Below are 26,257 nucleotides of genomic sequence, written 5' to 3'. Positions count from 1 at the left end.
CTGACCGAGGTCAGCCGGCGATGATCTCGCGCGCCAGGCGGGCGGTCTCGGACGGCGTCTTGCCGACCTTGACACCGGCGGCCTCGAGGGCCTCCTTCTTCGCCTGGGCGGTGCCCGAGGAGCCGGAGACGATGGCGCCGGCGTGGCCCATGGTCTTGCCCTCGGGGGCGGTGAAGCCCGCGACGTAGCCGACGACCGGCTTGGTGACGTGCTCGGCGATGTAGGCCGCGGCACGCTCCTCGGCGTCGCCGCCGATCTCACCGATCATGACGATGAGCTCGGTCTCCGGGTCCTCCTGGAACGCCTTGAGGGCGTCGATGTGGGTGGTGCCGATGACCGGGTCACCGCCGATGCCCACGGCCGAGGAGAAGCCGATGTCGCGCAGCTCGTACATGAGCTGGTAGGTCAGGGTGCCCGACTTGGAGACCAGACCGATCTTGCCGGAGGTGGTGATGTCGGCCGGGATGATGCCGGCGTTCGACTGTCCGGGGCTGATCAGGCCGGGGCAGTTCGGGCCGATGATCCGGGTCTTGTTGCCCTTCGAGCCGGCGTAGGCCCAGAAGGCGGCGGTGTCGTGCACCGGGACGCCCTCGGTGATGACGACGGCCAGGCCGATCTCGGCGTCGATGGCCTCGATGACGGCGGCCTTGGTGAAGGCCGGCGGCACGAAGAGGACGGAGACGTCGGCGCCGGTCTTCTCCATGGCCTCGGCGACGGAGCCGAAGACCGGGATCTCGGTGCCGTCGACGTCGACCGTGGTCCCGGCCTTGCGCGGGTTGACGCCGCCGACGATCTGGGTGCCCGAGGCGAGCATGCGGCGGGTGTGCTTCATGCCCTCGGCGCCGGTCATGCCCTGGACGATGACCTTGCTGTCCTTGGTAAGGAAGATAGCCATGGTGTTAAGTCCCCTTCCTTACTTGTTGGCCAGCTCGGCGGCGCGGTCCGCGGCGCCGTCCATGGTGTCCACGCGCTGGACCAGCGGGTGGTTGGCGTCGTCGAGGATCTTGCGACCCAGCTCCGCGTTGTTGCCGTCCAGGCGGACGACGAGCGGCTTGGTGACGCTCTCGCCCTTGCTCACGAGGAGCTCCAGGGCCTGCACGATGCCGTTGGCGACCGCGTCACAGGCGGTGATGCCGCCGAAGACGTTGACGAACACCGACTTGACGTCGGGGTCGCCCAGGATGATCTCCAGGCCGTTGGCCATGACCTCGGCGGAGGCGCCGCCACCGATGTCGAGGAAGTTGGCGGGCTTGACGCCGCCGTGGTTCTCTCCGGCGTAGGCGACCACGTCGAGGGTGCTCATGACGAGGCCCGCGCCGTTGCCGATGATGCCGACCTGGCCGTCGAGCTTGACGTAGTTCAGGCCCTTGGCCTTGGCCGCCGCCTCGAGCGGGTTGGCCGCGGCCTTGTCCTCGAGCGCCTCGTGCTCGGGCTGGCGGAACTCGGCGTTCTCGTCCAGGGAGACCTTGCCGTCGAGCGCGATGATCTTGCCCTCACCGGACTTGATCAGCGGGTTGACCTCGACGAGGAGGGCGTCCTCCTTGATGAAGACGGTCCACAGCTTCTGCAGGACCTCGGCGACCTGGTCGGCGACCTCGGCCGGGAACTTCGCCGCGGCGACGATCTCGGCGGCCTTCTCCGGGGTGCAGCCCTCGTTGGCGTCGACCGGGATCTTGGCGAGCGCGTCGGGGTTCTGCTCGGCGACGACCTCGATCTCCACGCCGCCCTCGACGCTGGCCATGGCCAGGAAGGTGCGGTTGGTGCGGTCCAGCAGGAACGAGACGTAGTACTCGTCCTTGATGTCCGCGGTCTGGGCCAGCATCACCTTGTGAACGGTGTGGCCCTTGATGTCCATGCCGAGGATCTGCTCGGCCTTGGCGACGGCGTCCGCCGGGTCGGAGGCGAGCTTCACGCCACCGGCCTTGCCTCGGCCACCCACCTTCACCTGAGCCTTGACGACGGCGCGGCCGCCGAAGCGCTCCGCGATGGCGGCAGCGTCTGCGGCGGTCTCGATGACATCGCCGTCAAGCACGGGCACGCCGTGCTTGGCGAAGAGGTCCCTCGCCTGGTACTCGAACAGGTCCACGTGTTTGTCCTTGTTCGTGGTCGCGGATTGTGTCTCTACGAGCGTGCCACGGCAGGATCTTCGCTGCGGGTCGTCGGGGCGGTGCGGGTACGCAGAGGTACGGCCTTGCGGCCCACACAGCCACGGGCGCACACGTCAATCAACACGCGCGTCACGTCCGTCTGGCAGGTTATCCCCGTACGACGGGACTGTTTCGCCCGGGGCCTTCCCGTCTTGGGTGAGAACCGTCACAGACAGCCTAGAGCGGTGCGGCGCGGGCCCCGCCCACCGGCGGGCGGGTTTAGCGCGTCCGGGTGAATCCTCACACTCCCTGGTCAGGCACCGGGACGGGGCGCTTCTCGATCGCCGCGGCCATGACCTCCGGGAAGGCGTCGGGGGTGCAGGCGAAGGCCGGTACGCCGAGCGCGGCCAGGGCGGCCGCATGGGCGTGGTCGTACGCGGGCGCACCTTCGTCGGAGAGCGCCAGCAGGGCGATGAACTGCACGCCGGCCGCCTTCATCGCGGCGACCCGCCGCAGCATGCCGTCCCGGATCCCGCCCTCGTAGAGGTCGCTGATCAGCACCACGACCGTCTCGGCGGGCCGGGTGATCCTCGACTGGCAGTAGGCGAGCGCGCGGTTGATGTCGGTGCCGCCGCCCAGCCGGGTGGCGAACAGGACGTCGACCGGATCGGTGAGCTGCTCGGTGAGGTCGACCACCGAGGTGTCGAAGACGACCAGGCGGGTGTCCAGGCTCCGCATCGAGGCGAGCACCGCGCCGAACACCGCCGAGTGCACCACGGACGGCGCCATCGAACCGGACTGGTCGATGCAGAGGATGACGTCCTTGCGCACCGCGTGCCGGGCGCGGGCGTGGCCGACCAGCCGCTCGGGGACGACGGTGCCGTGCTCGGGCAGGTAGTTGCCCAGGTTGGCCCGGACGGTGCGGTCCCAGTCGATGTCGCGGTGGCGGGGCCGGTTCACCCTGGCGCTGCGGTCGAGGGCGCCGCCCACGGTGGCCCTGGTGCGGTCGGCGAGCCGCCGCTCCAGGTCGGCGACCACCTTGCCGACCACGGCCCGGGCGGTCTCCCGGGTGGTCTCGGGCAGCGCGTGCCGGAGCGAGAGCAGGGTGCCGACCAGGTGCACGTCCGGTTCGACGGCCTCCAGCATCTCCGGCTCCAGCAGCAGCCGGTCGAGGCCGAGCCGGGAGATCGCGTCCTGCTGCATCAGCTGGACGACGGTCGACGGGAAGTACTCGCGGATGTCGCCCAGCCAGCGGGCCACCTGCGGGGCCGAGCCGCCGAGCCCGGCACCGCGCCGGCCGCCGCGGGCCGGACGGCCGCCCTCCTCGGGTGCGCCCCGGTAGAGCGCGGCGAGGGCGCCGTCCATCGCGGCGTCCCGGCCGCGCAGGGTGCAGCCGGTGCCGTCGGCCTCGCCGCCGAGCACCAGGCGCCAGCGGCGCAGCCGGTCGTCGGTCGTGGTCGCAGCCATCTCGTCCTCCTTCGACGGGGACAACGGGGGTAAGAGGGGTGACGGGGGCACCGGGGGTGACCGGGGGGCGGCCCGGGGAGGCCGCGTCAGGTGTTGCGCCCGGCAGCCTGCCGGGGGATCCGCGGCCGGACCCCGAGCAGCAGCGCCACCACCGGCACCGCCGCGTCGGCCCGGCCCCGGTCGAGCTCGCCCGGCTGGTCGGCACCGGCCGGGGCCTCGCCCAGCGGGCCGGCCGCCACCCGGCCGCCGATCGTGGTCCGCACGCCCGCCTCCAGCCCGGCGAAGGTGCGGCGCAGCAGCGGCAGGACGTCGGTGAACACCCCGGCGGGGACGCCGCTCACCCACGCGTCGAGCAGGGCGAGCAGCCGCGGGTCGTGCAGCAGCAGGGCTCCGCCGCCGGTGAGGAAGCCCTCGATCCAGCCGGCCGCGTCCAGCGGGGCGCTGGCGGCGGACAGCACCAGGCGCAGCCGCCGGCCGGCCTCGTCGGAGTCGAGCCGGCCGTCGTCCAGCAGCAGCCGGACGGCGCGGCCGCGCAGCAGCCCGGGGACGCCGGTGGCCGGTCCGGCGCTCGGCTCCCGGCGGGCCAGGCCCCGCAGGGTGGCGGCCCAGCGCCCGGCCAGGCCGTCCGGGCTCCGGCCGTCGGGGCCCGGGCCGCCGGGCCCGTCCGCGGCGTCCGGGTCGCCCGCGGCGTCCGGGTCGGCCGGTCCGCCCGGCCCGAGCAGGCCGATCGCACCGTGCACCTCGTCGATCCTGACGCGCATGGCCGCCGCGCCCTCGGCGTCCAGCCCCACGCAGGCGGGCGGCAGCCCGACGCAGATCCGGTCGGCGAGCCCTGCGGCCACCGCGCCGAGCGCACCGTGGTCGGTGCCGCGGACGTCGCCGTAGCGCAGCGCCCGCACCAGCGCGGGCAGCGCCCCGGCCAGGTGGGCGACGTCGGTGTCCAGGGCCGCGCAGTCCGCGAGCACCCGCATCACCGCGGGCAGCGCGCCGGGCAGGCCGGCCAGCAGGCAGGTCTCCACCAGGCCCGTCAGCTCGGCGAGTTCGGCCGCCGCGCGGGCGGTGCCGACGGCCTTGCCGGTGGCCGCCTCCTCCACCGTGGTGCCCCACTGGGCGGCCTCGGCGATCCGGACCGCGAACTCGGGCTGCCAGCAGAGCCGCCAGCTCTCCCGGAACGTCCCGGTGGAGTTCACGGCGGACCGGGCGGGCACGCCCCAGTCGACGCCCAGCAGCCGCAGCCGGTGCAGCAGCCGGGAACGGGCCGCGTCGGTGTCCTTGCGCAGGTCGAGGTCCAGGTCCTTGGGCTCGGCCGCGGGCTTGAGCCGCAGCGAGCGCTGCAGCCTGGTGAGGTCCCGCTGGAGCGGCACCGCCGGGGCGGTGTCCGGGACCTCGCCGAGCGCGTCGCCGACGACCAGGCGGTCCCGGACGAGCTCCAGGGCGACGTCCGAGCCCTCGCACAGCACGGCCCGTACGGCATCCAGGGTCTCGGTCAGCCCGGCCAGCGGGCGGCCGCGCATCACCGCGAGGGCCTCGGCGAGCCGGACCGCCTCGATCACGTGGGCGGAGGAGACCGGGTGGTCCTCGGCGCGCAGCAGTTCGGCGGCCCGGGTCAGCCAGCGCGGCACCGGGTCACCCTCGGTGGTGAACAGGTGGTGGTACCAGCCGGGCGACCGCACACCCGCGCCGTAGCCGGCGGCCTGGGAGAGCCTGCGGTGCGTCCACGGCACCCAGGTGACCTCCGTCCGCACCTTCCGGGGCAGTCCGGCGAGCAGCGCCCGGTCGTGCGCGACGCTCGGCGCGGCCGCCAGCGCGGGCACGTGGAACGCCCCGCAGACCACGGCGATCCGGCCGTGCCCGGCCCGGCGGGCGGCGCGGACCTGCTGGCGCATGTAGGCCTCGCGCAGGGTGTCCCGCCGGGACTCGCCGAGGCCCTCCGCCCGCAGCGCCGCCATCGCCTCGGCGACGGCCGCGAACGGGGCCAGCGCGTCCGCACCGGGCGCGCGGTGCTCGACCACGTCCTCCCACCAGCGCTCCGGGTCGTCGTGCCCGGCGGCCTCGGCGAGCAGCGCCAGCGGATCGGCCGCCGGCGCCTCCGGCTCGCCGTCCGCCTCCCCGGCGGCCGGACCGAAACCGTGGCCCGCGGGGAGGTCGATGAAGCGGACCGGCAGCTCCCGCTCGACGGCGTGACGGATCGCCACCCACTCCGGGGAGAACTCGGCGTACGGCCAGAAGGCGGCCTTCGCCGGGTCGTCCACGGCGTGGGCGAGCAGCGCGACCGGCGGCACCAGGCCCGTCCCGGCGGCGAGGTGGAGCAGGCCGTCGGCCTCGGGCGGGCCCTCGATCAGCACCGCGTCGGGCCGCCACTGCTCCAGGGCGGCGGCGACCGCCCGGGCCGAGCCCGGGCCGTGGTGCCGGATGCCGAGCAGCGCGACGTCGGCCGTCATCGCACCTCCTCGCGGGCGGCCCGGTAGAAGTCCTTCCAGCCGTCGCGCTCCCGCACCACGCCCTCCACGTACTCGCGCCAGACCGCGCGGTCCGCGACCGGGTCGCGGACCACGGCGCCGAGGATGCCGGCCGTCACGTCCCCGGCGCGCAGCACGCCGTCACCGAAGTGGGTGGCCAGGGCGAGCCCGTTGGTCACCACCGAGATCGCCTCGGCGGTGGAGAGGGTGCCGCTCGGGGTCTTGACCTTCGTCCGGCCGTCCGCCGTGATCCCGGCCCGCAGCTCGCGGAAGACCGTCACCACCCGCCTGATCTCCGCGGCGCCGCCGGGCAGTTCGGGCAGCTCCAGGGAGCGGCCGAGCTGGTTCACCCGGCGGGTGACGATGTCGACCTCCTCCTCCAGCGAACCCGGCAGCGGCAGCACCACGGTGTTGAACCGGCGGCGCAGCGCGCTGGACAGCTCGTTGACGCCGCGGTCGCGGTCGTTGGCGGTGGCGATCAGGTTGAAGCCGCGCACGGCCTGCGTCTCGGAGCCCAACTCCGGTACCGGCAGCGTCTTCTCGGACAGCACGGTGATCAGGGCGTCCTGCACGTCGGCCGGGATCCGGGTCAGCTCCTCGACCCGGGCGATCTTCCCGTCGGCCATCGCCCGCATCAGCGGCGAGGGGACCAGGGCGTCCCGGCTCGGGCCGTGGGTGAGCAGCCGGGCGTAGTTCCAGCCGTACCGGACGGCCTCCTCCGGGGTGCCCGCGGTGCCCTGCACCAGCAGGGTGGAGTCGCCGCTGATCGCCGCGGCCAGGTGCTCGGAGACCCAGGTCTTGGCGGTGCCGGGCACACCGAGCAGCAGCAGCGCGCGGTCCGTCGCCAGGGTGGTGACGGCGACCTCCACCACCCGGCGCGGACCGATGTACTTGGGGGTGACCCGGGTGCCGTCGGGCAGCTCGCCGCCGAGCAGGTACGTCGCCACCGCCCACGGCGAGAGCTTCCAGCGCTCCGGGCGCGGACGGTCGTCCTGCGCGGCCAGGGCGGCCAGTTCGCCGGCGAAGGCGTCCTCGGCGTGCTGCCGCAGAACGTCGGTCATCGGGGGCTCCTTCGGGTCGGCCGCCGGGTGCACGGGTGCCCCGGCGGCGGGGTGATCGGGGGGAGCCAGGTCGGCGTCCCGGCCTGCGGAACCACCTTGCACCGGGCCACTGACATCACCTGACGGACCGGCGGGCGCCCTCGCGCGCGGGCCGGACGGGCACCCGGGCGATGTCAGTGCCGCCGCCTACCGTCGGTCGCATGGAGGAACGCTGGAGCACCGAACACGTCCTGTCCCTGGCACCTGACGCCGCGTCGCAGAAGGCGGCCGGCAAGCTCTCCTCGCCCGCGCCGTGGTCCGGGGCGGGCACCGACGGCACCGCGGTCTGGGGCGAGTGCCGGGGCAGCGGCAGCACGCCGTACCGCACCGTGGTCGAGCTCGCCACGCCCGCCTACCAGTGCAGCTGCCCCAGCCGGAAGTTCCCGTGCAAGCACGCGCTCGGGCTCCTCCTGCTCTGGACGGGCGCCCCGCAGGCCGTCCCCGCCGCCGAGCCGGCCGACTGGGCGGCCGACTGGCTCCGGGCCCGCGGGGAGCGCGCCGAGAAGCGCGCCGCCGCCCCGGCCGACCCTGCCGCCGCCCGCCGCCGGGCCGAGAAGCGGGGCGCCCGGGTGGCCGCCGGCGCCGCCGAGCTCCGGCTGCGGCTGGCCGACCGGGTCCGGCACGGCCTGGCCGACCAGTCCGCCGCCGGCCCCTGGGAGGCGGTCGCCGCCCGGATGGTCGACGCGCAGGCACCCGGCCTGGCCACCCGGGTCCGCACGCTCGACACCGTCCCCTCCGACCTCCTCCTGGAGGAGTACGCGATGCTCCACCTGCTCGCCACCGCCGCCACCCGCCTCGACGAACTGCCGGCCGACCTCGCCGCGACGGTCCGCACCCGGGTCGGCTACCCCGCCGACACCGCCGAGGTCCTGGCCGGGCCCACCGTCCGCGACCGCTGGCAGGTGCTCGGCAGCCGGACGGTGCAGATGGAAGGGGGCTCCGACGACCGGCTGACCACCCGCCGGGTCTGGCTGCGCGGCGCCAAGACCGGCCGGCCCGCCCTGCTGCTGGCCTTCGGCCGGCCCGGCCAGGCCCCCGACCTCGCCCTGCCCACCGGCCACCTGCTGGAGGCCGACCTCGCCTTCCACCCCGGTGCCCGCCCGCTGCGCGCCGCCCTCGGCACCCGCTACGGCGCCCCCGCCCCCGGCCCGGCCGGCCCGCCCGACGGCCTCGCCGTCGCCGAGGCGGTGGCCGGCTACGGCACCGCCGTCGCCGACGACCCGTGGCTGGAGAGCTGGCCGACCGTCCTCGCCGGGGTCGTGCCGGTCCGCACCCCGGACGGCTGGCACCTGACGGACGGCCACCACACCGTGCCCGTGCACGGCCCTGCCGTCCCCGAGGCGGCGCTGTGGCGGCTGGCCGCGGTCTCCACCGGCCGCCCGCTGACCGTCTTCGGCGAGTACGGCCACCAGGGCTTCGCCCCGGTCACGGCCTGGTCCGGCCAGGACCGCCCGATCGGCCTCACCACTGCGTAGGAGCAACGGACATGACGACCACCCAGGACCCGTGGGAGACCCTGCACACCACCGCGCTGCTCGGCACCGACCGCCGCCCGCTCCCGGCCGCCGCGCTGCCGCTCGCCGACGAGGTCGACCGGTCCGACCCGGCCACCGCCCTGCTGGAACTGGCCGCGCTCGCCACCGTCCGCCGCCGGGCCGGCGCCCTGCCCGTGCCGGCCGCCGGCCCGCCCGGCCCGCCCGCGCCGGAGGACCGGCGCCCGGTGCTGCCCGAGCCGGCCGCCCGCCGGCTCGCCGTGCTGCTGGCCGGCCGCTCCGGCGGCACCGGCGGCAGCACCCTGGCCAACCTGGCCGAACTGCTCCCGCAGTGGCTCGCCACCGCGCGCGCCCGGGGCCTGCGGCCGCCCGGCGCCCTGATACCCGGCCTGCTCGACGCCGCCCGGGCCCGCAGCGAACTGCGCCCCGACGCGGTCGCGTTGGCCGGCCCGCTGGGCCGCTGGCTGGCCGAGCAGAACCCCGACTGGCGGTTCGTGCTGCGCACCGCGGGCGATCCGGCCGGACGGCCCGGGCAGCCCGTCGACCACCACCTGTGGCACGAGGGCCTGTTCGCCGAACGGGTCACCCACCTCACCCTGCTGCGCCGCCGGGACCCGGCGGCCGGTCTGGAACTGCTGAGCGGCACCTGGCCCACCGAGCGCGCCGAGGACCGCCTGCTCTTCCTGGACGCCCTGCAGGACGGCCTCTCCGCCGCCGACGAACCGTTCCTGGAGGCCGCCCTCGGGGACCGCAGCAAGAACGTCCGCGCCACGGCCGCCGAGCTGCTCTCCACCCTGCCCGGCTCGGCCCTGGCCCACCGGATGGCCGAGCGCGCGCTGGCCGCCGTCCGCCTCGCCGACGCCGGCACGCACCTGCTGGTCACCCCGCCCGCCGAGTGCGACGCGGCCATGCAGCGCGACGGCATCGCGCCCACCTCCCCCACCGGGCGCGGCGAGCGGGCCTGGTGGTTCGGCGAGGTGGTCGCCGCGGCGCCGCTCGCCACCTGGCCCCGCAGCACCGGCCTGACCCCGGAGCAGCTGCTGGCCCTGCGGGTCGGCGACAGCATCGACGAGACCAGCAGCAGCTGGGCCGACGACCTGCGGGAGGCCTGGGCGCGGGCCGCCGTCCGCCAGCACGACGCCGACTGGGCCCGGGCGCTGCTCGGCCCCGCCCCCGCCCCGCCCGTCCGCGGCTCCGGACGGCCCCGCGCGCCGCGCGCCACCGGCGCCCCGGCCAAGCTGCTGGCCGTCCTCCCGCCCGGGGAGCGGGCCGCCTGGACGGCCGCGTTCATCGAGGTGCACGGCCTCGGCGAGGCCTTCCAGCTGCTGGGCGCCTGCGCCACCCCGTGGACGCCGCCGCTGTCCACCGCCGTGGTGACGGCCCTGGCCCGGGCCGCCGGCTCGGGCGCGTACCCGTGGAGCCACAGCGGGGTGCTCGGGATGACGGAGCGGGCGCTCGCCCCGGAGACGGCGGCCGCCGTGGAGGAGCTGGCCGCCGGGGCCGCCCCGGACTCCGCGTGGTCGGAGACCTTCGCCCGGCTGGCCGGGACGCTGCGCTTCCGGGCGGCGATGCTCGCCGAACTCGGCGGCTGACGCGGCGGAGCGGGCCGCCCCCTCCGGAGGGGGCGGCCCGCTCGGCCGTGCGCGCTACCGCTTCGAGGGAGGGGCGGGCCTCAGCCGGCCGCCCGCAGGTTGGCCTCGACCCAGGCGACGACGTCCCGGGTGGGCGTGCCCGGGGTGAAGATGTCGGCGACGCCCATGGCCTTGAGCTCGGCGATGTCCTCGTCCGGGATGATGCCGCCGCAGAACACCTTGATGTCCTCGGCGTCGCGCTCCTTCAGCAGCTCCAGCACCCGCGCGCACAGCGTCATGTGGGCGCCGGACAGGATCGACAGCCCGATGCCGTCCGCGTCCTCCTGGATCGCGGTGTCGACGACCTGCTCGGGCGTCTGGTGCAGCCCGGTGTAGATGACCTCCATACCGGCGTCGCGCAGGGCGCGCGCAATGACCTTGGCGCCACGGTCGTGACCGTCGAGCCCCGGCTTGGCGACCACCACACGGATCGGCCCCGACACACTCATGACTGCCTCCTGGACATCGTCGTCCACCGTCCGACCGGACCTCGTGGGCCGCGGGCTCGGTTAACGGTCAATAACCAACCTGAGGGGAGGTTAGCGCCACCCGGCCCCGTTGGTCGTGCCACCCCCCAAGAGGAGGGCAAAGTCACAAGCCACCGGCCTTGCTACCAGTGGGTATACCCGTCCGCCGCCGTCCGCACGGACCCCCGGCCGACCCCTTGACAAGCGCTGGTTTTTCGGGGGCGTCGGCCTTGCGACTACAGTCTCGGCTGTTTTCCCCCCGGTTTTCCCCCACGCCCGACGACGCGCCCGAGGCCCACCGAGGAGGCAGCCCCCGATGGCTCCCGAAGCAGCCCGCCCGACCCGTGCGGAGCTGCGCCTCGCGGCCCGCGAGCAGTCCCGCGCCCAGCGCCGCGGCGCCGCCCGGGCCGCCACCCGGACGGCGTTGCTGCGGGTCGCGCTGCCGTCGGTGGCCGCGCTCGGGGTCGCCGCCGCCGCCGCGGCGGTCACCGTGCAGGGCGAGGCCGACCAGCGCGCGCAGGCGGCCGGCCGGGTCCCCCCGCAGTCGACGGCGGCCGACGCCCCGGACGGCACGGCCGCCACGGCCGCGAAGGCGTCCGCGCAGCAGGCGCTCGCCGTCGGCGACCAGGCCCAGGCCTCCCGCGGCGACGCCCGGCAGCCGCTGTCCGGCGCCCAGCCCACCGATGCCACGGCCCCCGGCGCCACCCCGACCGCCCAGCCGACCGCCGAACCCGCCCAGCCCAAGGTGGTCATGCCGGTCGCCCAGCACGGCCTCGGCGAGCTGTTCGGCGAGGCGGGCACCCACTGGGCGAACCGCCACACCGGCATCGACTTCCCGGTGGACGGCGGCACCCAGGTCGTGGCCGTCACGGACGGCACCATCCGCACGCAGTGGAACCCGTCGTACGGCTACATGTCGATACTGAAGATGCCCGACGGCACCGAGGCCTGGTACTGCCACCTGCGGGCGTACAAGGTCCGCAAGGGCCCGGTGAAGCAGGGCGACGTGATCGCCTTCGTCGGCAGCAGCGGCAACAGCACCGGGCCGCACCTGCACTTCGAGATCCGCCCGGCCGGCAGCGGGCCGGTCGACCCGCTGCCGTGGTTCCTCTCGAACGGACTGGACCCCCGCTAGGACCGGACCCCCGCCAGGCCGGACCCCTGCTGGGACCGGCCCCCGCCGGCCCCTGCCCGGCGCCCGGCCCGGGGGTCAGAGCTTCTCCACCGGTGCGTACCGCAGCAGCAGCTGCTTGCGCCCCTCCGTGCCGAAGTCGACGGTGGCCTGGGCCCGGTCGCCGACACCGGTGACGCCCACCACCGTGCCCAGTCCGAAGGTGTCGTGGGTGACGCGGTCCCCGACCGCCAGCGAGACGACGTCCCGCTCGACGACCTTGCCGCCGCGCCGCGCCGACTGCCCCCAGCCCGCCTTCGGGGCGGCCGAGGCGGACGCGGAGGAGCGCTGCCCCCCGCCCCCGGACGAGGACCTGCCCCAGGACGAGCCCGAGGAGAAGCCGCGCGCCGCCGGCGCCTGCGCCGCGCCCGTCCGCTTCCACTCCACCAGGGTGTCCGGGATCTCCTCCAGGAACCGCGAGGCCGGGTTGTAGGCGGGCTGCCCCCAGGCGCTGCGCAGCACCGAGCGGGTCAGGTAGAGCCGCTCCCGCGCGCGGGTGAGCCCCACGTAGGCGAGCCGCCGCTCCTCCTCCAGCTCCTTGACCTGGTTGAGCGCCCGCATGTGCGGGAAGATGCCGTCCTCCATGCCGGTCAGGAAGACCACCGGGAACTCCAGGCCCTTGGCGGTGTGCAGGGTCATCATCGTGATGACGCCCCGGCCCTCCTCGTCCTCGTCCGGGATCTGGTCGGAGTCGGCGACCAGCGCGACCCGCTCCAGGAAGTCGGCGAGCGAGCCGACCGGCGGCGCGCCGTCCTCGCCGGCGTCCGGCCGCTCGCCCGGGTCCTGCTCGTACTCCAGCGCCACCGAGGCGAGCTCCTGGAGGTTCTCCACCCTGGTCTCGTCCTGCGGGTCGGTGGAGGCCTGGAGCTCGGCGAGGTAGCCGGTCTCCTCCAGGACGGCCTCCAGCACCGCGGCCGGGCCGGCGCCCGACTCGACGACCTGCCGCAGACCGGCCAGCAGCACGTTGAACTTCTTCACCGCGTTGGCCGAGCGCGCGGCCATCCCGTACGCCTCGTCGACCCGCAGCAGCGCCTGGGCGAAGGAGATCCGCTCCCGCGCGGCCAGCGCGTCGATCATCGCCTCGGCCCGCTCGCCGATGCCGCGCTTGGGCACGTTGAGGATCCGGCGCAGCGGCACGGTGTCCTCCGGGTTGGAGAGCACCCGCAGGTACGCCAGGACGTCCCGGACCTCCTTGCGCTCGTAGAAGCGCACCCCGCCGACCACCTTGTACGGCAGGCCGACCCGGATGAACACCTCCTCGAACACGCGGGACTGGGCGTTGGTCCGGTAGAAGATCGCGACGTCGCCGGGCTTGGCGTCGCCCGCGTCGGTGAGCCGGTCGATCTCGTCGGCGATGAACTGGGCCTCTCCGTGCTCGTCGTCCGCGACGTAGCCGACGGCCTTCTCGCCGTGCTCGCCGGCCGTCCAGAGCTTCTTCTCGCGCCGGTTGGCGTTGCGCTCGATGACGGAGTTGGCGGCGCTCAGGATGGTCTGCGTGGAGCGGTAGTTCTGCTCCAGCAGGATCGTGGTCGCGTTCGGGTAGTCCTCCTCGAACTGGAGGATGTTGCGGATCGTCGCGCCGCGGAAGGCGTAGATCGACTGGTCCGCGTCACCGACCACGCACAGCTCGGCGGGCGGCACCTCGGCGAGGTGGGCGGCGGCCGGGTTCACGAAGTCCCCGTCGACGGTGCGCCTGGGCGCGGCGGCGACGGAGCCCCCGCTCAGCTCCCGGACCAGCATGTACTGGGCGTGGTTGGTGTCCTGGTACTCGTCGACGAGGATGTGCCGGAACCGCCGCCGGTAGTGCTCCGCGACGTCGGGGAAGGCCTGCAGCAGGTTCACCGTCGTCATGATGATGTCGTCGAAGTCCAGCGCGTTGGCCTCGCGCAGCCGCCGCTGGTAGAGGGCGTACGCCTCGGCGAGCTTCTTCTCCATCGGGTTGGCGGCCTGGTCGGCGAAGGTCTCCTCGTCGATCAGCTCGTTCTTGAGGTTGCTGACCTTCGCCGTGAAGGACTTCGGCGGGAACTGCTTCGGGTCCAGGTCGAGGTCGCGGCAGACCAGCGACATCAGGCGCTGCGAGTCGGCCGAGTCGTAGATCGAGAAGCTGGAGGTGAAGCCCAGCAGCTTGGACTCGCGGCGCAGGATCCGCACGCACGCGCTGTGGAAGGTGGAGACCCACATCGCCCGGGCCCGCGGGCCGACCAGGGCCTCGACGCGCTCGCGCATCTCGCCGGCGGCCTTGTTGGTGAAGGTGATGGCCAGGATCTCGCCGGGCTGCACGCCGCGGGCGCCGAGCAGGTGGGCGATCCGGTGGGTCAGCACCCGGGTCTTGCCGGAGCCGGCGCCGGCCACGATGAGCAGCGGCGAACCCGCGTGCAGCACCGCCTCGCGCTGCGGGTCGTTCATGCCCTCCAGCAGCTGCGCCGGGTCCACCACCGGGCGGGCGGCGCCGTTGCGGTACCAGGCGTCCCGCTCGGCCTCGGCGGCGTGGTCGGTGTGGAACAAGCCGTCCGGGATCGCCTCCTCGTAGGCGTCGTACGGGACGTCGCCCTCGTACGGCGGAGGCTCCTCGTCGATGGGTGCGGCGGGCTGCTTCGACCCGGCGGCGGGGGCCTCGAAACCGGGGAGCGGGAGGTCGTCAAAGAGGCTACTCATGGCACTCCGAGTCTATGGCCACCCACCGACAAGCCCGCCCGGCCCGTACGGAACGGGCCGGGCGGGCTCGACGGGGCCCGGGTGCGGGCTCAGACCAGGCGGCGGGCGGTGGCCCAGCGGGTCAGCTCGTGCCGGTTGCTGAGCTGCAGCTTCCGCAGCACGGCGGAGACGTGGCTCTCCACCGTCTTCACCGAGATGAACAGCTGCTTGGCGATCTCCTTGTAGGCGTACCCGCGCGCGATCAGGCGCAGGACCTCGCGCTCGCGCTGGGTGAGCCGGTCCAGGTCCTCGTCGACCGGCGGGGTGTCCGTCGCGGCGAAGGCGTCCAGCACGAAGCCGGCCAGCCGCGGCGAGAACACCGCGTCGCCGTCCGCGATCCGGAAGACCGCGTTGACCAGGTCGGTCCCGGTGATGGTCTTGGTGACGTAGCCGCGGGCACCGCCGCGGATGACGCCGATGACGTCCTCGGCGGCGTCCGACACCGACAGCGCCAGGAACTTGACCGCTCCCCCCGCCTCGCCCATCAGCCCGGCCGAGCGGCGCAGCACCTCGACGCCGCCGCCGCCGGGCAGGTGGACGTCGAGCAGCACCACGTCCGGCCTGGTCTCGGCGACGACCCGGACCGCCGACTCCACGTCGTCGGCCTCGCCGACCACGTCGATGCCGGTCACGTCGGTGCGGCCGATCTCGGCCCTGACCCCCGTCCGGAACATCCGGTGGTCGTCCACCAGGACGACCCTCGCCGTGCGCTCCGGAGCTGCCTCAGTCATTCGTTCTCTCCATCTCCAGCTCGACCTCGGTCCCGCCGTCCGGCGCGGGCCGCACCCGTGCGGTGCCGCCGTTGCGCTTCATCCGGCCGATGATCGACTCCCGTACGCCCATCCGGTCCTCCGGCACCGTGTCGGGGTCGAAGCCGGGGCCGTGGTCGCGGACGAACACCATCACGGTCCTCCCCTCGACCTCGGCGTAGACCTGGACCGGTCCCCCGCCACCGTACTTGGCCGCGTTGACGGTCGCCTCCCTCGCGGCCTGCATCTGTGCCGCGATCCGCTCGTCCATCGGGCAGTCGCCGACGATCACCAGCTCGACCGGGACGCCGTGCCGGTCCTCCACCTCCGCCACGACGGCCCGCAGGCTCTCCGCCATGGTGTCCGGGGCGGCCTCCGCGGCGGCCTCCGGGCGGTACAGCCAGAGCCGCAGCTCGCGCTCCTGGGCGCGGGCCAGCCGCAGCACCTCCTTGGGGTCCTCGGCCCGACGCTGGATCAGGGTCAGGGTGTGCAGCACCGAGTCGTGCACGTGCGCGGCGATCTCGGCCCGCTCCTGGGCCCGGATGCGGGCGGTGCGCTCGGCGCCGAGGTCCTGCCACAGGCGCAGCCCGTACGGGCCGAGCAGGACCAGCACCCCTGCGAGCACCGCGAGCGAGGCCTCGACGACCGACCCGAGGGTCGAGCCGCTGCCCTGCACGGCGAGGAAGGCGATGGTGCCGCCCACCACGAGCAGCACGCCGACGCCGACCCGGGTGTAGGCGCCGCGGCGCCGGTCGCCCTCCTCCAGGCCGAACCAGCGCTGCCAGCGCGAGTCGTCGGCCTGCCGCCAGACCAGCGCGACGCCGACGCCGATCGCGAGCAGCGGCCAGGTGTACGGCTTGGCGGTCTGCACGCCCAGCACGTTCAGCAGCGCGATCAGGCCGATCACCGTGATCACCAGGGCGGCGAGCTGGCCGAGGCCGCCCTGACCGGGGCGGCCGCCGGGCGCGGCGCCCTCCCCCTCCGCGGCCGGCGCGGCCGGTTCGCCCTGCAGCGCGTGCTGCAGCAGCTCGCGCAGCCGGCCGAGCCAGCCGCCGCGGCCGCCCTTGGTCAGCGCCCCGCCCTGCTGCTGCCCCTGGCCGGTCGGGACGAAGCCGCCGTTGACGTACACCCAGTGCGCGCCGCCGCGCTGCGCCGGCTCGCCGATGCCGATCGGCACCACGAACCAGAACGCCGCGTACAGCAGGGCGCCGATGCCCTGCGCGAAGAACAGCAGCACGAACGCCAGCCGGACCCACCGCACCGGCAGCCCGAGGTGCACCGCGAGGCCGTGCGCCACACCGCCGAGCATCCGTCCCTGCGGGCTGCGGTAGAGCCGTCGGTAGGGCGGCCGCCCGCCGTCGGGCACGCTCGGGTCGGTGCCCGCCGACGCGGTGTCGGGGGCGAGGGGTCGGGGATCGGTACCGGGTGCTGCCACGGCACCGATGGTTCCACGCTCGCGCACGCGGGCGCATCAGGGTGTGTCCCTAAGCCCTTCTCAGGGACGGGTCAGGGTACGGACAGGGCTCCCACCGGTTGGGCGGGCCGGGCCCAGCCGGGAGGATGGTGCCCATGACCGAGGACCACCGCATCGAGGAGGCCGGGCCCGCCGCCCCGCCGGAACCGGACCGCCCGCCGCTGACCAGGGCACGGCACCACCGCGTGGTGGCCGGTGTCTGCGGCGGTCTCGGACGGCACCTGGACATCGACCCGGTGGTCTTCCGGGTCGTCATCGTGGTGCTCTGCCTCTCCGGCGGCCTCGGGCTCTTCCTGTACGGCCTGGCCTGGCTGGTCGTCCCGACCGAGCCGGTGCCGGACGGCCGGGGCGAGGACCGGCAGGGGCGCACCGAACTCCAGCGGGTGCTCACCGGCCGGGTGGACGGCCAGTCGGTCGGCGCGGTGCTGCTGACCGTGATCGGCACCGGGGTGTTCTTCTCCTCGATGGGCGACGACGGCCAGCTCTTCCCGCTGCTGCTGCTCGCCGGCCTGGTCTTCCTGGCGGTGCGCTACGACCCCGAGCGGCGCCGCGGCCGGGTGCGCGGACGCCGCCGCGGCGGCCCGTACGACCGGCACTTCCCCGAGGACGACCACGGCGGCCACCCCTGGTCCCGGCCGGAGGAGGACGCGGCCGCCCGCGCCCGGCACGCCGCCGCGCAGGCCGCCGGCACGGTGCCCGCCGACTCCCCGGCCCCCGGCCCGAGCGGCTACCTGTGGGACCCGCGCCACCCCGACCGCAACCCCTACGGCGGCACCGGCACCCCGCCGTACGGCACCCCGGTGCCGCCCGCCGGCGGCCCGGCCCAGCCCTGGTGGCAGCGCGCCGACCTGCCCGAGGGCGATCCGCTGCGCAAGGACGGCCCGCCCCGCCGGCCGCGGCCCGCCGCCGTCCGGCACCCGCGGGAGCGCTCCGCGCTGGGGTTCTTCGGCCTGCTGCTGGCGATCGGCGCGGGCGCCGCGGTCTGGTCCGCCTCGGTCGGCCACACCGATCTCGGCGTGCTGAGCACGTCGGTGCTGGCCACCGCGCTGCTGGTGGTCGGTCTGACCCTGCTGCTCGGCGCGAAGTTCGGCCGGGCCCGCAAGCTCGCGGCGATCGGCCTGCTGATCACCCTGGCGCTGACCTTCGTCGGCCACTCCCCGGACTCCGTGCGCGACGCGGTCGGGCGGCGCGACTTCACCGTCACCGCGACGACCGACCTGGCGCCCAAGTACACCCTCGGCGCCGGCGAGCTCCACCTCGACCTGAGCGCGCTGGACACCACCGGCGCGACCCTCACCAGCCGCGCCGAGCTGGGCGTCGGCGAACTGACCGTGGTGCTGCCGCCGGACGCGACGGTGAACCTGGTGACCCGGACGGGCCTCGGCAACGTCTCCGTCCCGGGCGGCCGCGACGACGGCACCGGTCGCCACACCTACCTGCTGCAACCCGTCGGCGGTCAGGCGTCCAAGGGCACGATCGACCTGGAACTCTCGGTCGGCCTCGGCAACATCAAGGTGGAGGTCCAGCAGTGAGGAAGCACCGGCTCGACCCGTTCTCGCTGATCGCGGGCGGACTGTTCACCACGATCGCCGTGCTCTACCTGGTCGCGGCGCTCAACGACCAGACCGTGAACGGCCGGATCGTCATCCCGGTCACCTTCCTCGTGCTCGGCCTCGGCGGCCTGGTCGGCGCCGTCGCCGCGGTCGCCCGGCGCAACCGCGGCGACGGCGGCGAACGCGACGGCGGGTGACGCAGCGACGGGCGGAGCGGTCAGCTCTGCAGCGGACCGAGCTTCAGCTGGTCGCCGTCCTTGGTCACGCCGTACCTCGGCAGCGGCTTCACCGCCGGGCCGTTGACCACCGCGCCGGTGGCGGCGTCGAACCGGGAGCCGTGGCAGGGGCAGTACAGCTGGCCGTTCTTCGGGGCGTCGACCGCGCAGCCGGAGTGGGTGCACACCGAGGAGAGGCCGCAGTACTGGCCGGCCTTGGGCTGCACGATGTAGACGGCGTCGCCGGTGGCCGGGTCCTTGACCTGGGCCGAGCCGCCGACCGGCACGCTCGCGGCGGGCACCGAGGGGGCCGGCCCGGCGGGGGCCGGGGCGGAGCTGACCGGGGCCGCGGACTGCTTGGCCGCGGACTTCCCGCCCCGGCCGAAGGTCCGGGTGAGCGAGCCGGTGAGCAGCCCGGCGCCGCCGATCGCGACGGCGGCGATCCCGCCGTCCACCAGGGCCCGGCGCTTGACCCGGTCCTCGGCGAGGCCGCGCGCCCGGTCCCGGCCGGCCCGGGCGGCCAGGTAGCCGTCCACCGACAGGTACGGGGTGCCGGCCAGCAGCAGCGGGGTCCAGGCCATCAGGTAGGCGAGGTCGTTGCCCAGGTAGTACGGGGAGACGCTCCAGCTGACGGTCAGCCAGAGGCTCAGGTTGATCAGCGCGCCGCCGAGCGCCGCGACCCGGCCCCAGAGGCCGAGCAGGGTGCCGAGGCCGACCGCCAGCTCGCCGAAGGCGATGGCGAGCGCGAACAGGGTCGGGGCGTCCAGGGCGGGGCCGAGCAGGAAGGAGATCGGGCTGCCGGCCCTGACGGCCTGGGTCTGCGAGACGAACGAGGCCGGGTCGCCGGCGCCGGCCAGGTAGTGCCCGTCGGAGAGCTTGTCGAGGGCGGCGTACACGAACGTGACGCCGAGGAAGAGGCGCAGCGGCAGCAGCGCGTACCGGGACGCGAACGCCCGCCGCTGCGCCGCCCGGTCGGCCCGACCGGCCGCTCCCCCGTCGACCGCCACGGAGTTGCTGGCCTCCGACATCCGTCACACCTTCCCTCGCGGCCTGCCACGTCCTGACAGGTCCGGTCCGCATTCTGCCCGGTCCCGATCGCTTTCGGTGGGAGGGCCCACCCGGTGGGCGGAAGCCCCACCGCGAACGGCCGCGCCGCCGCTCCCCTGTATACGGGAACGACGGCGCGGCCGTTCAGCACCGGCTCAGCGTCCGGCGGGAGTGGCTACTCCCACTCGATGGTGCCCGGCGGCTTGCTGGTGACGTCGACGACGACGCGGTTCACGTCGCGGACCTCGTTGGTGATCCGGGTGGAGATCCGGGCCAGCACGTCGTACGGCAGGCGCGACCAGTCCGCGGTCATGGCGTCCTCGGACGAGACCGGGCGCAGCACGATCGGGTGACCGTAGGTGCGGCCGTCGCCCTGCACGCCGACGCTGCGCACGTCGGCCAGCAGCACGACCGGGCACTGCCAGATCTCCCGGTCCAGACCGGCCGCGGTCAGCTCCTCGCGGGCGATCGCGTCGGCCTCGCGGAGCAGGTCGAGCCGCTCCTGGGTGACCTCGCCGACGATCCGGATGCCCAGACCCGGGCCCGGGAACGGCTGGCGCTGGACGATCTCCTCCGGCAGGCCCAGCTCCTGGCCGACCATCCGGACCTCGTCCTTGAACAGCTTGCGCAGCGGCTCGACCAGCTGGAACTGCAGGTCCTCGGGCAGGCCGCCGACGTTGTGGTGGGACTTGATGTTGGCGGTGCCGGTGCCGCCACCGGACTCCACCACGTCCGGGTACAGGGTGCCCTGGACCAGGAAGTCGACCGACTCGCCCTGCTCGCCGGCCTCGGCGATGATCTCGGCCTGGGCCTGCTCGAAGACCCGGATGAACTCCCGGCCGATGATCTTGCGCTTCTCCTCGGGGTCGGTGACCCCCTTCAGCGCGGTCAGGAAGCGCTCGGCGGCGTCGACCACCTTCAGCTGCACGCCGGTGGCCGCCACGAAGTCCTTCTCGACCTGCTCGGTCTCGCCCTTGCGCATCAGACCGTGGTCGACGTACACGCAGGTCAGCTGGTCGCCGACGGCCTTGTTGACCAGGGCGGCCGCGACCGCGGAGTCCACGCCGCCGGAGAGGCCGCAGATCGCGCGCTTGGTGCCGACCTGGGCACGGATCAGCGCCACCTGCTCCTCGACCACGCTGCCGGTGGTCCAGGTCGGGGCGATGCCCGCGCCGCGGTAGAGGAAGTGCTCGAGGATCTGCTGGCCGTGGTCGGAGTGCAGCACCTCGGGGTGGTACTGGACGCCGTACAGGCGGGCCTCGTCGTTCTCGAAGGCCGCGACCGGGACCACCTCGGTGGAGGCGGTGACGGTGAAGCCCTCGGGGGCGGCGGAGCAGGCGTCGCCGTGCGACATCCACACCGAGTGCCGGGCCGGGACGCCCTCGAAGAGGGTCGAGCCGGTGCGGCTGACGACCAGCGGGGTGCGGCCGTACTCGCGGGCACCGGTGTTGTCGACGGTGCCGCCGAGGGTCTTGGCCATCAGCTGGAAGCCGTAGCACATGCCGAAGACCGGGACACCGGCCTCGAAGATCGCGCGGTCGATCTGCGGCGCGCCCTCTTCGTAGACCGACGACGGACCGCCGGAGAGGATGATCGCCTTCGGGTTCTTGGCGAGCATCTCGGCGACCGGCATGCTGCTCGGCACGATCTCGCTGTAGACCCGCGCCTCACGCACCCGACGGGCGATGAGCTGGGCGTACTGGGCACCGAAGTCGACCACCAGGACGGGGTCGTTGTCCGGCGCGGACTGGACGGGGATTGCAGAGGACACAGACGGCCTTCCGGCAGCGGTACGAGAGGTGTCACACCGAACCGCTTCCCCGGCGGGGGCCGCGGCGGCGACGGGTGGGGGTGTCTGGACACCGATTCTACCGGGCTGTCCGGTTTCACTCGTCTGCCCGTCCAAAGAACCGTGACCGGGCGGGGCCGCGCTTCGTTGCTTCTGACGACCGTACGACCGCGCCGCGCCCGCCAGGCGCGCCGCCTTCGCCCCGGCCAGGGGCGCCGCCGTACGGGCTGCAGGACCACGCGTGGAGCTTCATCCCAGTCCACCGGCGCGCGTGGCGCCACCGCCCCGGCCCCGCCGGGAGCGCGGCGCCGTGGGACCGTGCGCGGGTGCCGCGGCCGGACAGCAGGGGACAGCGACCCCGGCCGCGACTGGACCGAGAGGTGGGACGGCCGGGCCCGGGGACGCCCGGGGCCGGCCGTCGCACCCCCGGCGCGAGCCGGACACACCCGGGCGCACAACCCCCGCCGTCCCACGCCGCTACGCGCGTCCCCGTGCGCCGCAACGCCCACACCACTACACACCGTGATCATCGACGGCCTGGTGCCGTCACTCCGACCGGAGCCGCGGAACCGGCCGGCACGGCGTCCGCAGGTCGGTACCCGCACTTTGTGGATTGCACCCAACTGTGCCGAATCGGTTGCAGAGCAAGCCCTTCGTCCAGCACGATGCTGCGTGGAAGAGGTTCTCCCGGCCGCCGGAAGGCGCACCGCGGAGGGCCGACCGGGGTCGCCGCGCGCTGCGGCAACCCCGGAGGAGATCTCACGCTCCGTGAGCGAAGGTCCGGCGCAGACCTGCGCCGACCCGCCGCCCCGGGCACTCGTGCGCCCCGCACGACCGGTCACCCACGCCGGGCCGCGGCGGCGCACCCCCGAGCCGACCGACCGGATGGCGCTCCTCCCCCGGCGCCGTCCACCCAGCACCGGCGCAGCCCTGACGCCGCGTGCTGAACGACAAAGGGCCCCGTTCCCCCGCGGGGCCCTTTGCCCTGTCCGGGCCGCCGGGCCCACCCCGACCGTCCGGGTGGGCCCGGCGGCAGGTCGCCCCGGCGGGGCTCAGTCCTGCTTGCGCCAGACGCTCGGGTCGACCGACTCACCGGCCGCCGCCGGCGGGGCGTGGCCGGCCGGCGGGGCGTCGGACGAGCCGATCACCTCGCGCACCTCCGCCGCGGGGGCGGACGGCTGCGCGGCCTGGTGCGGCACCCCCGGCGAGGCACCGGCGAACGGCGCGCCCTCGTGCGGAGCGCCCTCATGCGGAGCACCCTCGAGCGGTCCGGCCCCGTACCGGGCCGCCGCGCCCCGGCCGCGGACGGCCGCCAGCAGCGGCGGCACCAGCAGCGCGCCCACGGCCGCCCAGACCAGGCTCGCCAGCAGCACGCTCACGAACACCAGACCGACCGAAGTCTCCCGGGTCGTGTCCAGCTGCCGGCCGGCGGTGCCCCAGCCCCCGGTCGCGGAGGAGGAGGTGGTCGTCGTCAGCGCGCCGGCCGCCGCCGACAGCGCGACGAGCAGCACGGCGTACACGCCCGCCAGCCGGAGCCGGTCGGCCGCGTCCAGCTGCCGCCGGTACGCCGACCAGCCGAGGATCCCGGCGGCGGCGAGCGCCAGCAGGCCGGTCCAGCGCCAGTCGGCGCTCTGGGCGGGCAGGTCGAAGAAGGACAGCTCCGTCCGGTCCGGGCTGCCCCCGTAGTCGCCGTAGTCACCGCCGCCGGAGGAGACGCCGTCCACCCCGTTGAAGAACCGCAGCGTCGCCCCCGAGCCGAGGCCGAGCAGGCCCAGGCCCAGGTTCGGCAGGAAGGCCAGCGAGACCGCGGTCTGCCAGCCCTTGTCGCTGTTCGCGGCGACCAGCACGAATCCGGTCAGCGAGGCCAGCCCCAGGGTCAGGGCCAGCGCCTGGCCGGCGGTCAGCGCGGCCACCGCCCAGCCGCGCACCGCCCGGCTTCGCCAGGCGGCCCAGCGCAGCGCGTCGGTGCCGTGGACGGCGAAGGCCAGCAGGCCAGCCAGCAGCGCGGTCCAGCCGACCGCCTCCGGCCAGCCGGAGTCCATGGTGTACGTCGCCCCGAGAGCACGGCCGACGATGCCGCCGGGGTAGCCGGCACCACCGCGCTCCGGCTGCCAGCTCGTCCCGCCGAGGAGCCCGAGCAGCGCCGTCACGGCCGACAGGACCACCGCGGTGCGCAGCGCCTCGCCGGCCGCCTGGCCCTTGGTCAGCTGGATCCCGGCGGACCGGCGGCGCCGGGCCCCGGCCCGCAGGCCGAGCCAGAGCGCCACCGCCCACAGCACCGTGACCGTCATCGGGACGACCCGGAGCAGGAGGTCCGTCCCTCCGGCGTCGCCGCGCGTGAACGTGGTGTGGTAGCCCACCTGGAACGGCGCGCCGAGCGCGTTCAGCGCCATCGCCAGGGCGGCGCCGTAGCGCTCGCCGAACTCGGGCGCCCGGAACAGGAAGGCGTACTGGTAGTCGCTCGGGACGGCCGCGACCAGAGCCGCCAGGAGCAGCACCAGGGTCGGCGCGACGGCCGCCACGAGTGCCGGGCGCCAGTCCGCGCCGAGCAGTCCGCGCAGCGCGGCCGACTGACCGGCCCTCGGGTCGTACGGCCGACCGGCGCCCCAACCGGCCAGCGTGGGCGGGCCGGTGGGCGGGCCGGCAGGCGGCGGGTAGCCCGGCTGCGGGCCGGGCGGCGGGGGCGGGTACCCCGGCCCGGCGGGCGGCGGTCCGTACACCTGCCGGGGCGGCGTCGCGGGCGGCACCCCCGGGGGCGCGGCCGGCGGCCCGGCGGGAGGCGGCCCGGCGGGAGGCGTGGCCGCCGCCGGGGGCACCGCGGGTGGCGGGGGCGGCGGTGCCGCCGGCCGCCCGCACGAGGCGCACGCGGGCGCCCCCTCCACCGATGCCGCGCCGCACGCTGCGCAGTTGGCCATGGGCCGGTTTCCCCCCGCTCGACGAGTTCCTGGTCGCCCAGAAAGCCCGTTTATCCCATCGGATCCGAACGGATGTCAACCGGGTACCCGGGCCTGCCGGTTGGCCCGTCCGGCGTGCTCAGGCCTGCTTCTTCGGGACCTCCGGGACGGGCAGCAGCGGCAGCCGCAGCGCGCCGAACGCCCCTTCCGGGACGGCCGGCCGGGTCGGCGCCACCGGGGTGACCCGCAGGTAGGCCTCGCCCTGGGCGGGGCGGCGGTCCGTCTCGCCCTTGTTGGGCCACATCGACATGGCGCGCTCGGCCTGCGCGGTGATGGTCAGCGAGGGGTTCACCCCGAGGTTGGCGGAGACGGCCGAGCCGTCCACCACGCTGATCCCGGGGTAGCCGTACAGCCGGTGGTACGGGTCGACCACGCCGGTCTCGGGGGCGTCGCCGATCGGGCAGCCGCCGAGGAAGTGGGCGGTCATCGGGATGTCGAAGATCTCGCCCACGGTGCTGCCCGCGAAGCCGTTGATCTGTGCGGCCAGCGCCTGCGCGCCCTGCTCGGCGGCGGGGATCCAGGTCGGGTTGGGGGCGCCGTGGCCCTGGGTGGAGGTGAGCCGGCTCTTGCCGAGCAGGTCCTTCTTCAGCGAGACGGTGATCGAGTTGTCCAGCGACTGCATCACCAGCCCGATGATCGTCTTCTCGGACCAGCGGCGCTGGTTCATCGAGCGGGCGAAGGTCACCGGGTGCAGCGCCGAGTTCCCCAGGTAGCGCAGCCAGCGCGGGCCCCGACCGCCGCCCTTGACCTGGGCGATCGACAGCGCGCCCATCGCGTTCGAGCCCTTGCCGTACCGGACCGGCTCGATGTGGGTGTTGGCGTCCGGGTGGATCGACGAGGTGATCGCCACGCCCTTGGTGAAGTCCGCCCGGGCGCCGTAGCGCCGGTCGGTGGTCTGCGCGCCCACCAGCGCCTCGGAATTGGTGCGGGTCAGCTCGCCGAGCCGGCTCGAGATCCGGGGCAGGTGCCCGGCGTCGCGCATCCGGTGCAGCAGCGACTGGGTGCCGTACGTGCCGGCCGCCACCACCACCCGGGCGGCGGTGATGGTCCGCGCACCCGCCTTCACCCGGTCGGTGCGGGAGCGCGAGTCCGTGCGGCGCACGTCCACCGCGTAGCCGCCGGACCCGTCCTCGCCGCCCAGCGCGCGGATCCGGGCCACCGTGGTCAGCGGGTGGATCTCGGCGCCGCCGCGCTCGGCCAGGTGGAGGTAGTTCTCGGTGAGCATGTTCTTGGCCCCGTGCCGGCAGCCGGTCATGCACTCGCCGCACTCGACGCAGGCCTTGCGGGCCGGCCCGGCACCGCCGAAGTACGGGTCGGCGACCTCGTCACCGGGCGCCGCCTTGGCCGCGCCCCCGGCGTCCTCGCCGTCACCGAAGAAGACGCCGACCGGTGCCATGTGGAAGGTGTCGCCGACGCCCATCTCCTCGGCGGCCGCCCTGAGGTGGACGTCCGAGGGGGTGACGGTCGGGTTGAGCCGGACCCCGAGCATCCGCTGCGCCTGGTCGTAGAACGGCGCCAGCTCCTGCTGCCAGTCGGTGATGTGGCTCCACTGGCGGTCCTCGAAGAAGGCCTTCGGCGGCACGTACAGGGTGTTCGCGTAGTTCAGCGAGCCGCCGCCGACTCCGGCGCCGGCCAGGATGAGCACGTTGGCCAGCAGGTGGATCCGCTGGATTCCGTAGAGGCCGAGCTGCGGCGCCCACAGGTAGTTCGACAGGTCCCAGGAGTTCCTGGGCAGCTCGTCCCGCTCGAAGCGCCGCCCCGCCTCCAGGACGGCGACCCGGTAGCCCTTCTCGGTCAGCCGCAACGCGGCGACCGAGCCGCCGAACCCGGACCCGACCACGACCACGTCGTAGTCGAACTCCGCCGCACCGCCGGACTCCACCATCTGCCACTGCTCCTTCGGGACA

18 protein-coding genes and 1 pseudogene are annotated in these 26,257 nt (G+C 75.0%); 5 read left to right on the top strand and 14 right to left on the bottom strand.

All coding sequences use genetic code 11. The features are described from left to right. Positions 1 to 10: 10 nt before the first annotated feature. The 5 genes from sucD to ACFYUY_RS16680 all read right to left on the bottom strand — a co-directional run bounded on the left by sucD (position 11) and on the right by ACFYUY_RS16680 (position 7,074). The gene (sucD, locus tag ACFYUY_RS16700; protein ID WP_350573897.1) at positions 11 to 895 is read right to left on the bottom strand and encodes a succinate--CoA ligase subunit alpha; all 885 of its coding nucleotides are present in this window, start codon (positions 893 to 895) and stop codon (positions 11 to 13) included. Positions 896 to 913: 18 nt separating this feature from the next. Next, positions 914 to 2,086, bottom strand: coding sequence for an ADP-forming succinate--CoA ligase subunit beta (gene sucC, locus ACFYUY_RS16695; RefSeq protein WP_387901186.1), 1,173 nt, complete (start codon positions 2,084 to 2,086; stop codon positions 914 to 916). Positions 2,087 to 2,387: 301 nt separating this feature from the next. Further along, the gene (locus ACFYUY_RS16690; protein ID WP_387901183.1) at positions 2,388 to 3,554 is read right to left on the bottom strand and encodes a VWA domain-containing protein; all 1,167 of its coding nucleotides are present in this window, start codon (positions 3,552 to 3,554) and stop codon (positions 2,388 to 2,390) included. 86 nt (positions 3,555 to 3,640) lie between these two features. After that, a complete protein-coding gene (locus ACFYUY_RS16685) occupies positions 3,641 to 5,995 on the bottom strand; it encodes a DUF5682 family protein (RefSeq protein ID WP_387901180.1) in 2,355 nt (784 codons plus the stop codon). Continuing rightward, complete coding sequence (locus tag ACFYUY_RS16680; RefSeq protein ID WP_360208973.1) at positions 5,992 to 7,074, bottom strand: AAA family ATPase; 1,083 nt, start codon at positions 7,072 to 7,074, stop codon at positions 5,992 to 5,994. The genes ACFYUY_RS16685 and ACFYUY_RS16680 overlap by 4 nt, the downstream gene beginning before the upstream one ends. 200 nt (positions 7,075 to 7,274) lie before the next feature. On the opposite strand from ACFYUY_RS16680, the gene ACFYUY_RS16675 reads away from it, so the two are divergent. Next, complete coding sequence (locus ACFYUY_RS16675; protein WP_360208976.1) at positions 7,275 to 8,588, top strand: SWIM zinc finger family protein; 1,314 nt, start codon at positions 7,275 to 7,277, stop codon at positions 8,586 to 8,588. 11 nt (positions 8,589 to 8,599) lie between these two features. Next, positions 8,600 to 10,198, top strand: coding sequence for a DUF5691 domain-containing protein (locus ACFYUY_RS16670; RefSeq protein WP_387901176.1), 1,599 nt, complete (start codon positions 8,600 to 8,602; stop codon positions 10,196 to 10,198). Between the two features lie 80 nt (positions 10,199 to 10,278). Here ACFYUY_RS16670 and ACFYUY_RS16665 read toward each other — a convergent pair whose 3' ends face one another. Then, entirely contained in the window at positions 10,279 to 10,686 is a 408-nt protein-coding gene (locus ACFYUY_RS16665; RefSeq protein WP_350503520.1) for a cobalamin B12-binding domain-containing protein, read from the bottom strand. Between the two features lie 334 nt (positions 10,687 to 11,020). Between ACFYUY_RS16665 and ACFYUY_RS16660 the strand changes: the two genes are divergently transcribed. Continuing rightward, positions 11,021 to 11,839 carry a M23 family metallopeptidase gene (locus ACFYUY_RS16660; protein ID WP_387901173.1) on the top strand — a complete coding sequence of 273 codons (819 nt, stop codon included), beginning with the start codon at positions 11,021 to 11,023 and terminating at the stop codon, positions 11,837 to 11,839. A gap of 75 nt (positions 11,840 to 11,914) precedes the next feature. Here the strand turns inward: ACFYUY_RS16660 and pcrA are convergent, their stop codons facing one another. The 3 genes from pcrA to ACFYUY_RS16645 all read right to left on the bottom strand — a co-directional run bounded on the left by pcrA (position 11,915) and on the right by ACFYUY_RS16645 (position 16,627). Further along, entirely contained in the window at positions 11,915 to 14,530 is a 2,616-nt protein-coding gene (gene pcrA / locus ACFYUY_RS16655; RefSeq protein ID WP_387901171.1) for a DNA helicase PcrA, read from the bottom strand. 89 nt (positions 14,531 to 14,619) lie between these two features. Next, the gene (locus tag ACFYUY_RS16650; protein WP_360208987.1) at positions 14,620 to 15,300 is read right to left on the bottom strand and encodes a response regulator transcription factor; all 681 of its coding nucleotides are present in this window, start codon (positions 15,298 to 15,300) and stop codon (positions 14,620 to 14,622) included. Beyond that, complete coding sequence (locus ACFYUY_RS16645) at positions 15,293 to 16,627, bottom strand: PspC domain-containing protein (RefSeq protein WP_387901313.1); 1,335 nt, start codon at positions 16,625 to 16,627, stop codon at positions 15,293 to 15,295. The genes ACFYUY_RS16650 and ACFYUY_RS16645 overlap by 8 nt, the downstream gene beginning before the upstream one ends. Positions 16,628 to 16,887: 260 nt before the next feature. Here ACFYUY_RS16645 and ACFYUY_RS16640 point away from each other — a divergent pair, with 260 nt between their 5' ends. Both ACFYUY_RS16640 and ACFYUY_RS16635 read left to right on the top strand, forming a co-directional pair. Beyond that, on the top strand, positions 16,888 to 18,324 hold the full coding sequence (locus ACFYUY_RS16640; protein WP_387901168.1) for a PspC domain-containing protein: 1,437 nt from the start codon (positions 16,888 to 16,890) through the stop codon (positions 18,322 to 18,324). After that, the gene (locus ACFYUY_RS16635) at positions 18,321 to 18,542 is read left to right on the top strand and encodes a hypothetical protein (protein ID WP_387901165.1); all 222 of its coding nucleotides are present in this window, start codon (positions 18,321 to 18,323) and stop codon (positions 18,540 to 18,542) included. The genes ACFYUY_RS16640 and ACFYUY_RS16635 overlap by 4 nt, the downstream gene beginning before the upstream one ends. Before the next feature lie 20 nt (positions 18,543 to 18,562). Here ACFYUY_RS16635 and ACFYUY_RS16630 read toward each other — a convergent pair whose 3' ends face one another. From ACFYUY_RS16630 to ACFYUY_RS16610, 5 genes and pseudogenes are all read right to left on the bottom strand, one after another. Then, positions 18,563 to 18,847 carry a Rieske (2Fe-2S) protein gene (locus ACFYUY_RS16630; protein WP_363364127.1) on the bottom strand — a complete coding sequence of 95 codons (285 nt, stop codon included), beginning with the start codon at positions 18,845 to 18,847 and terminating at the stop codon, positions 18,563 to 18,565. Between the two features lie 210 nt (positions 18,848 to 19,057). After that, positions 19,058 to 19,588 (bottom strand): annotated as a pseudogene (locus tag ACFYUY_RS16625) (DoxX family membrane protein); the annotation flags it as partial. 194 nt (positions 19,589 to 19,782) lie between these two features. After that, on the bottom strand, positions 19,783 to 21,378 hold the full coding sequence (gene guaA, locus ACFYUY_RS16620; RefSeq protein WP_360208994.1) for a glutamine-hydrolyzing GMP synthase: 1,596 nt from the start codon (positions 21,376 to 21,378) through the stop codon (positions 19,783 to 19,785). A gap of 1,070 nt (positions 21,379 to 22,448) precedes the next feature. Continuing rightward, positions 22,449 to 24,116: a hypothetical protein gene (locus tag ACFYUY_RS16615; protein ID WP_387901162.1), complete on the bottom strand. Its 1,668-nt coding sequence runs from the start codon at positions 24,114 to 24,116 to the stop codon at positions 22,449 to 22,451. Positions 24,117 to 24,429: 313 nt separating this feature from the next. Continuing rightward, positions 24,430 to 26,235: a GMC family oxidoreductase gene (locus ACFYUY_RS16610; RefSeq protein WP_360209000.1), complete on the bottom strand. Its 1,806-nt coding sequence runs from the start codon at positions 26,233 to 26,235 to the stop codon at positions 24,430 to 24,432. Positions 26,236 to 26,257 lie beyond the last annotated feature (22 nt).

The organism is Kitasatospora sp. NPDC004745, assembly GCF_042873275.1.
GTDB lineage: Bacteria > Actinomycetota > Actinomycetes > Streptomycetales > Streptomycetaceae > Kitasatospora.
The sequence above is the reverse complement of the archived record's forward strand: the minus strand, read 5'-3'. Positions and strand labels throughout refer to the sequence as shown.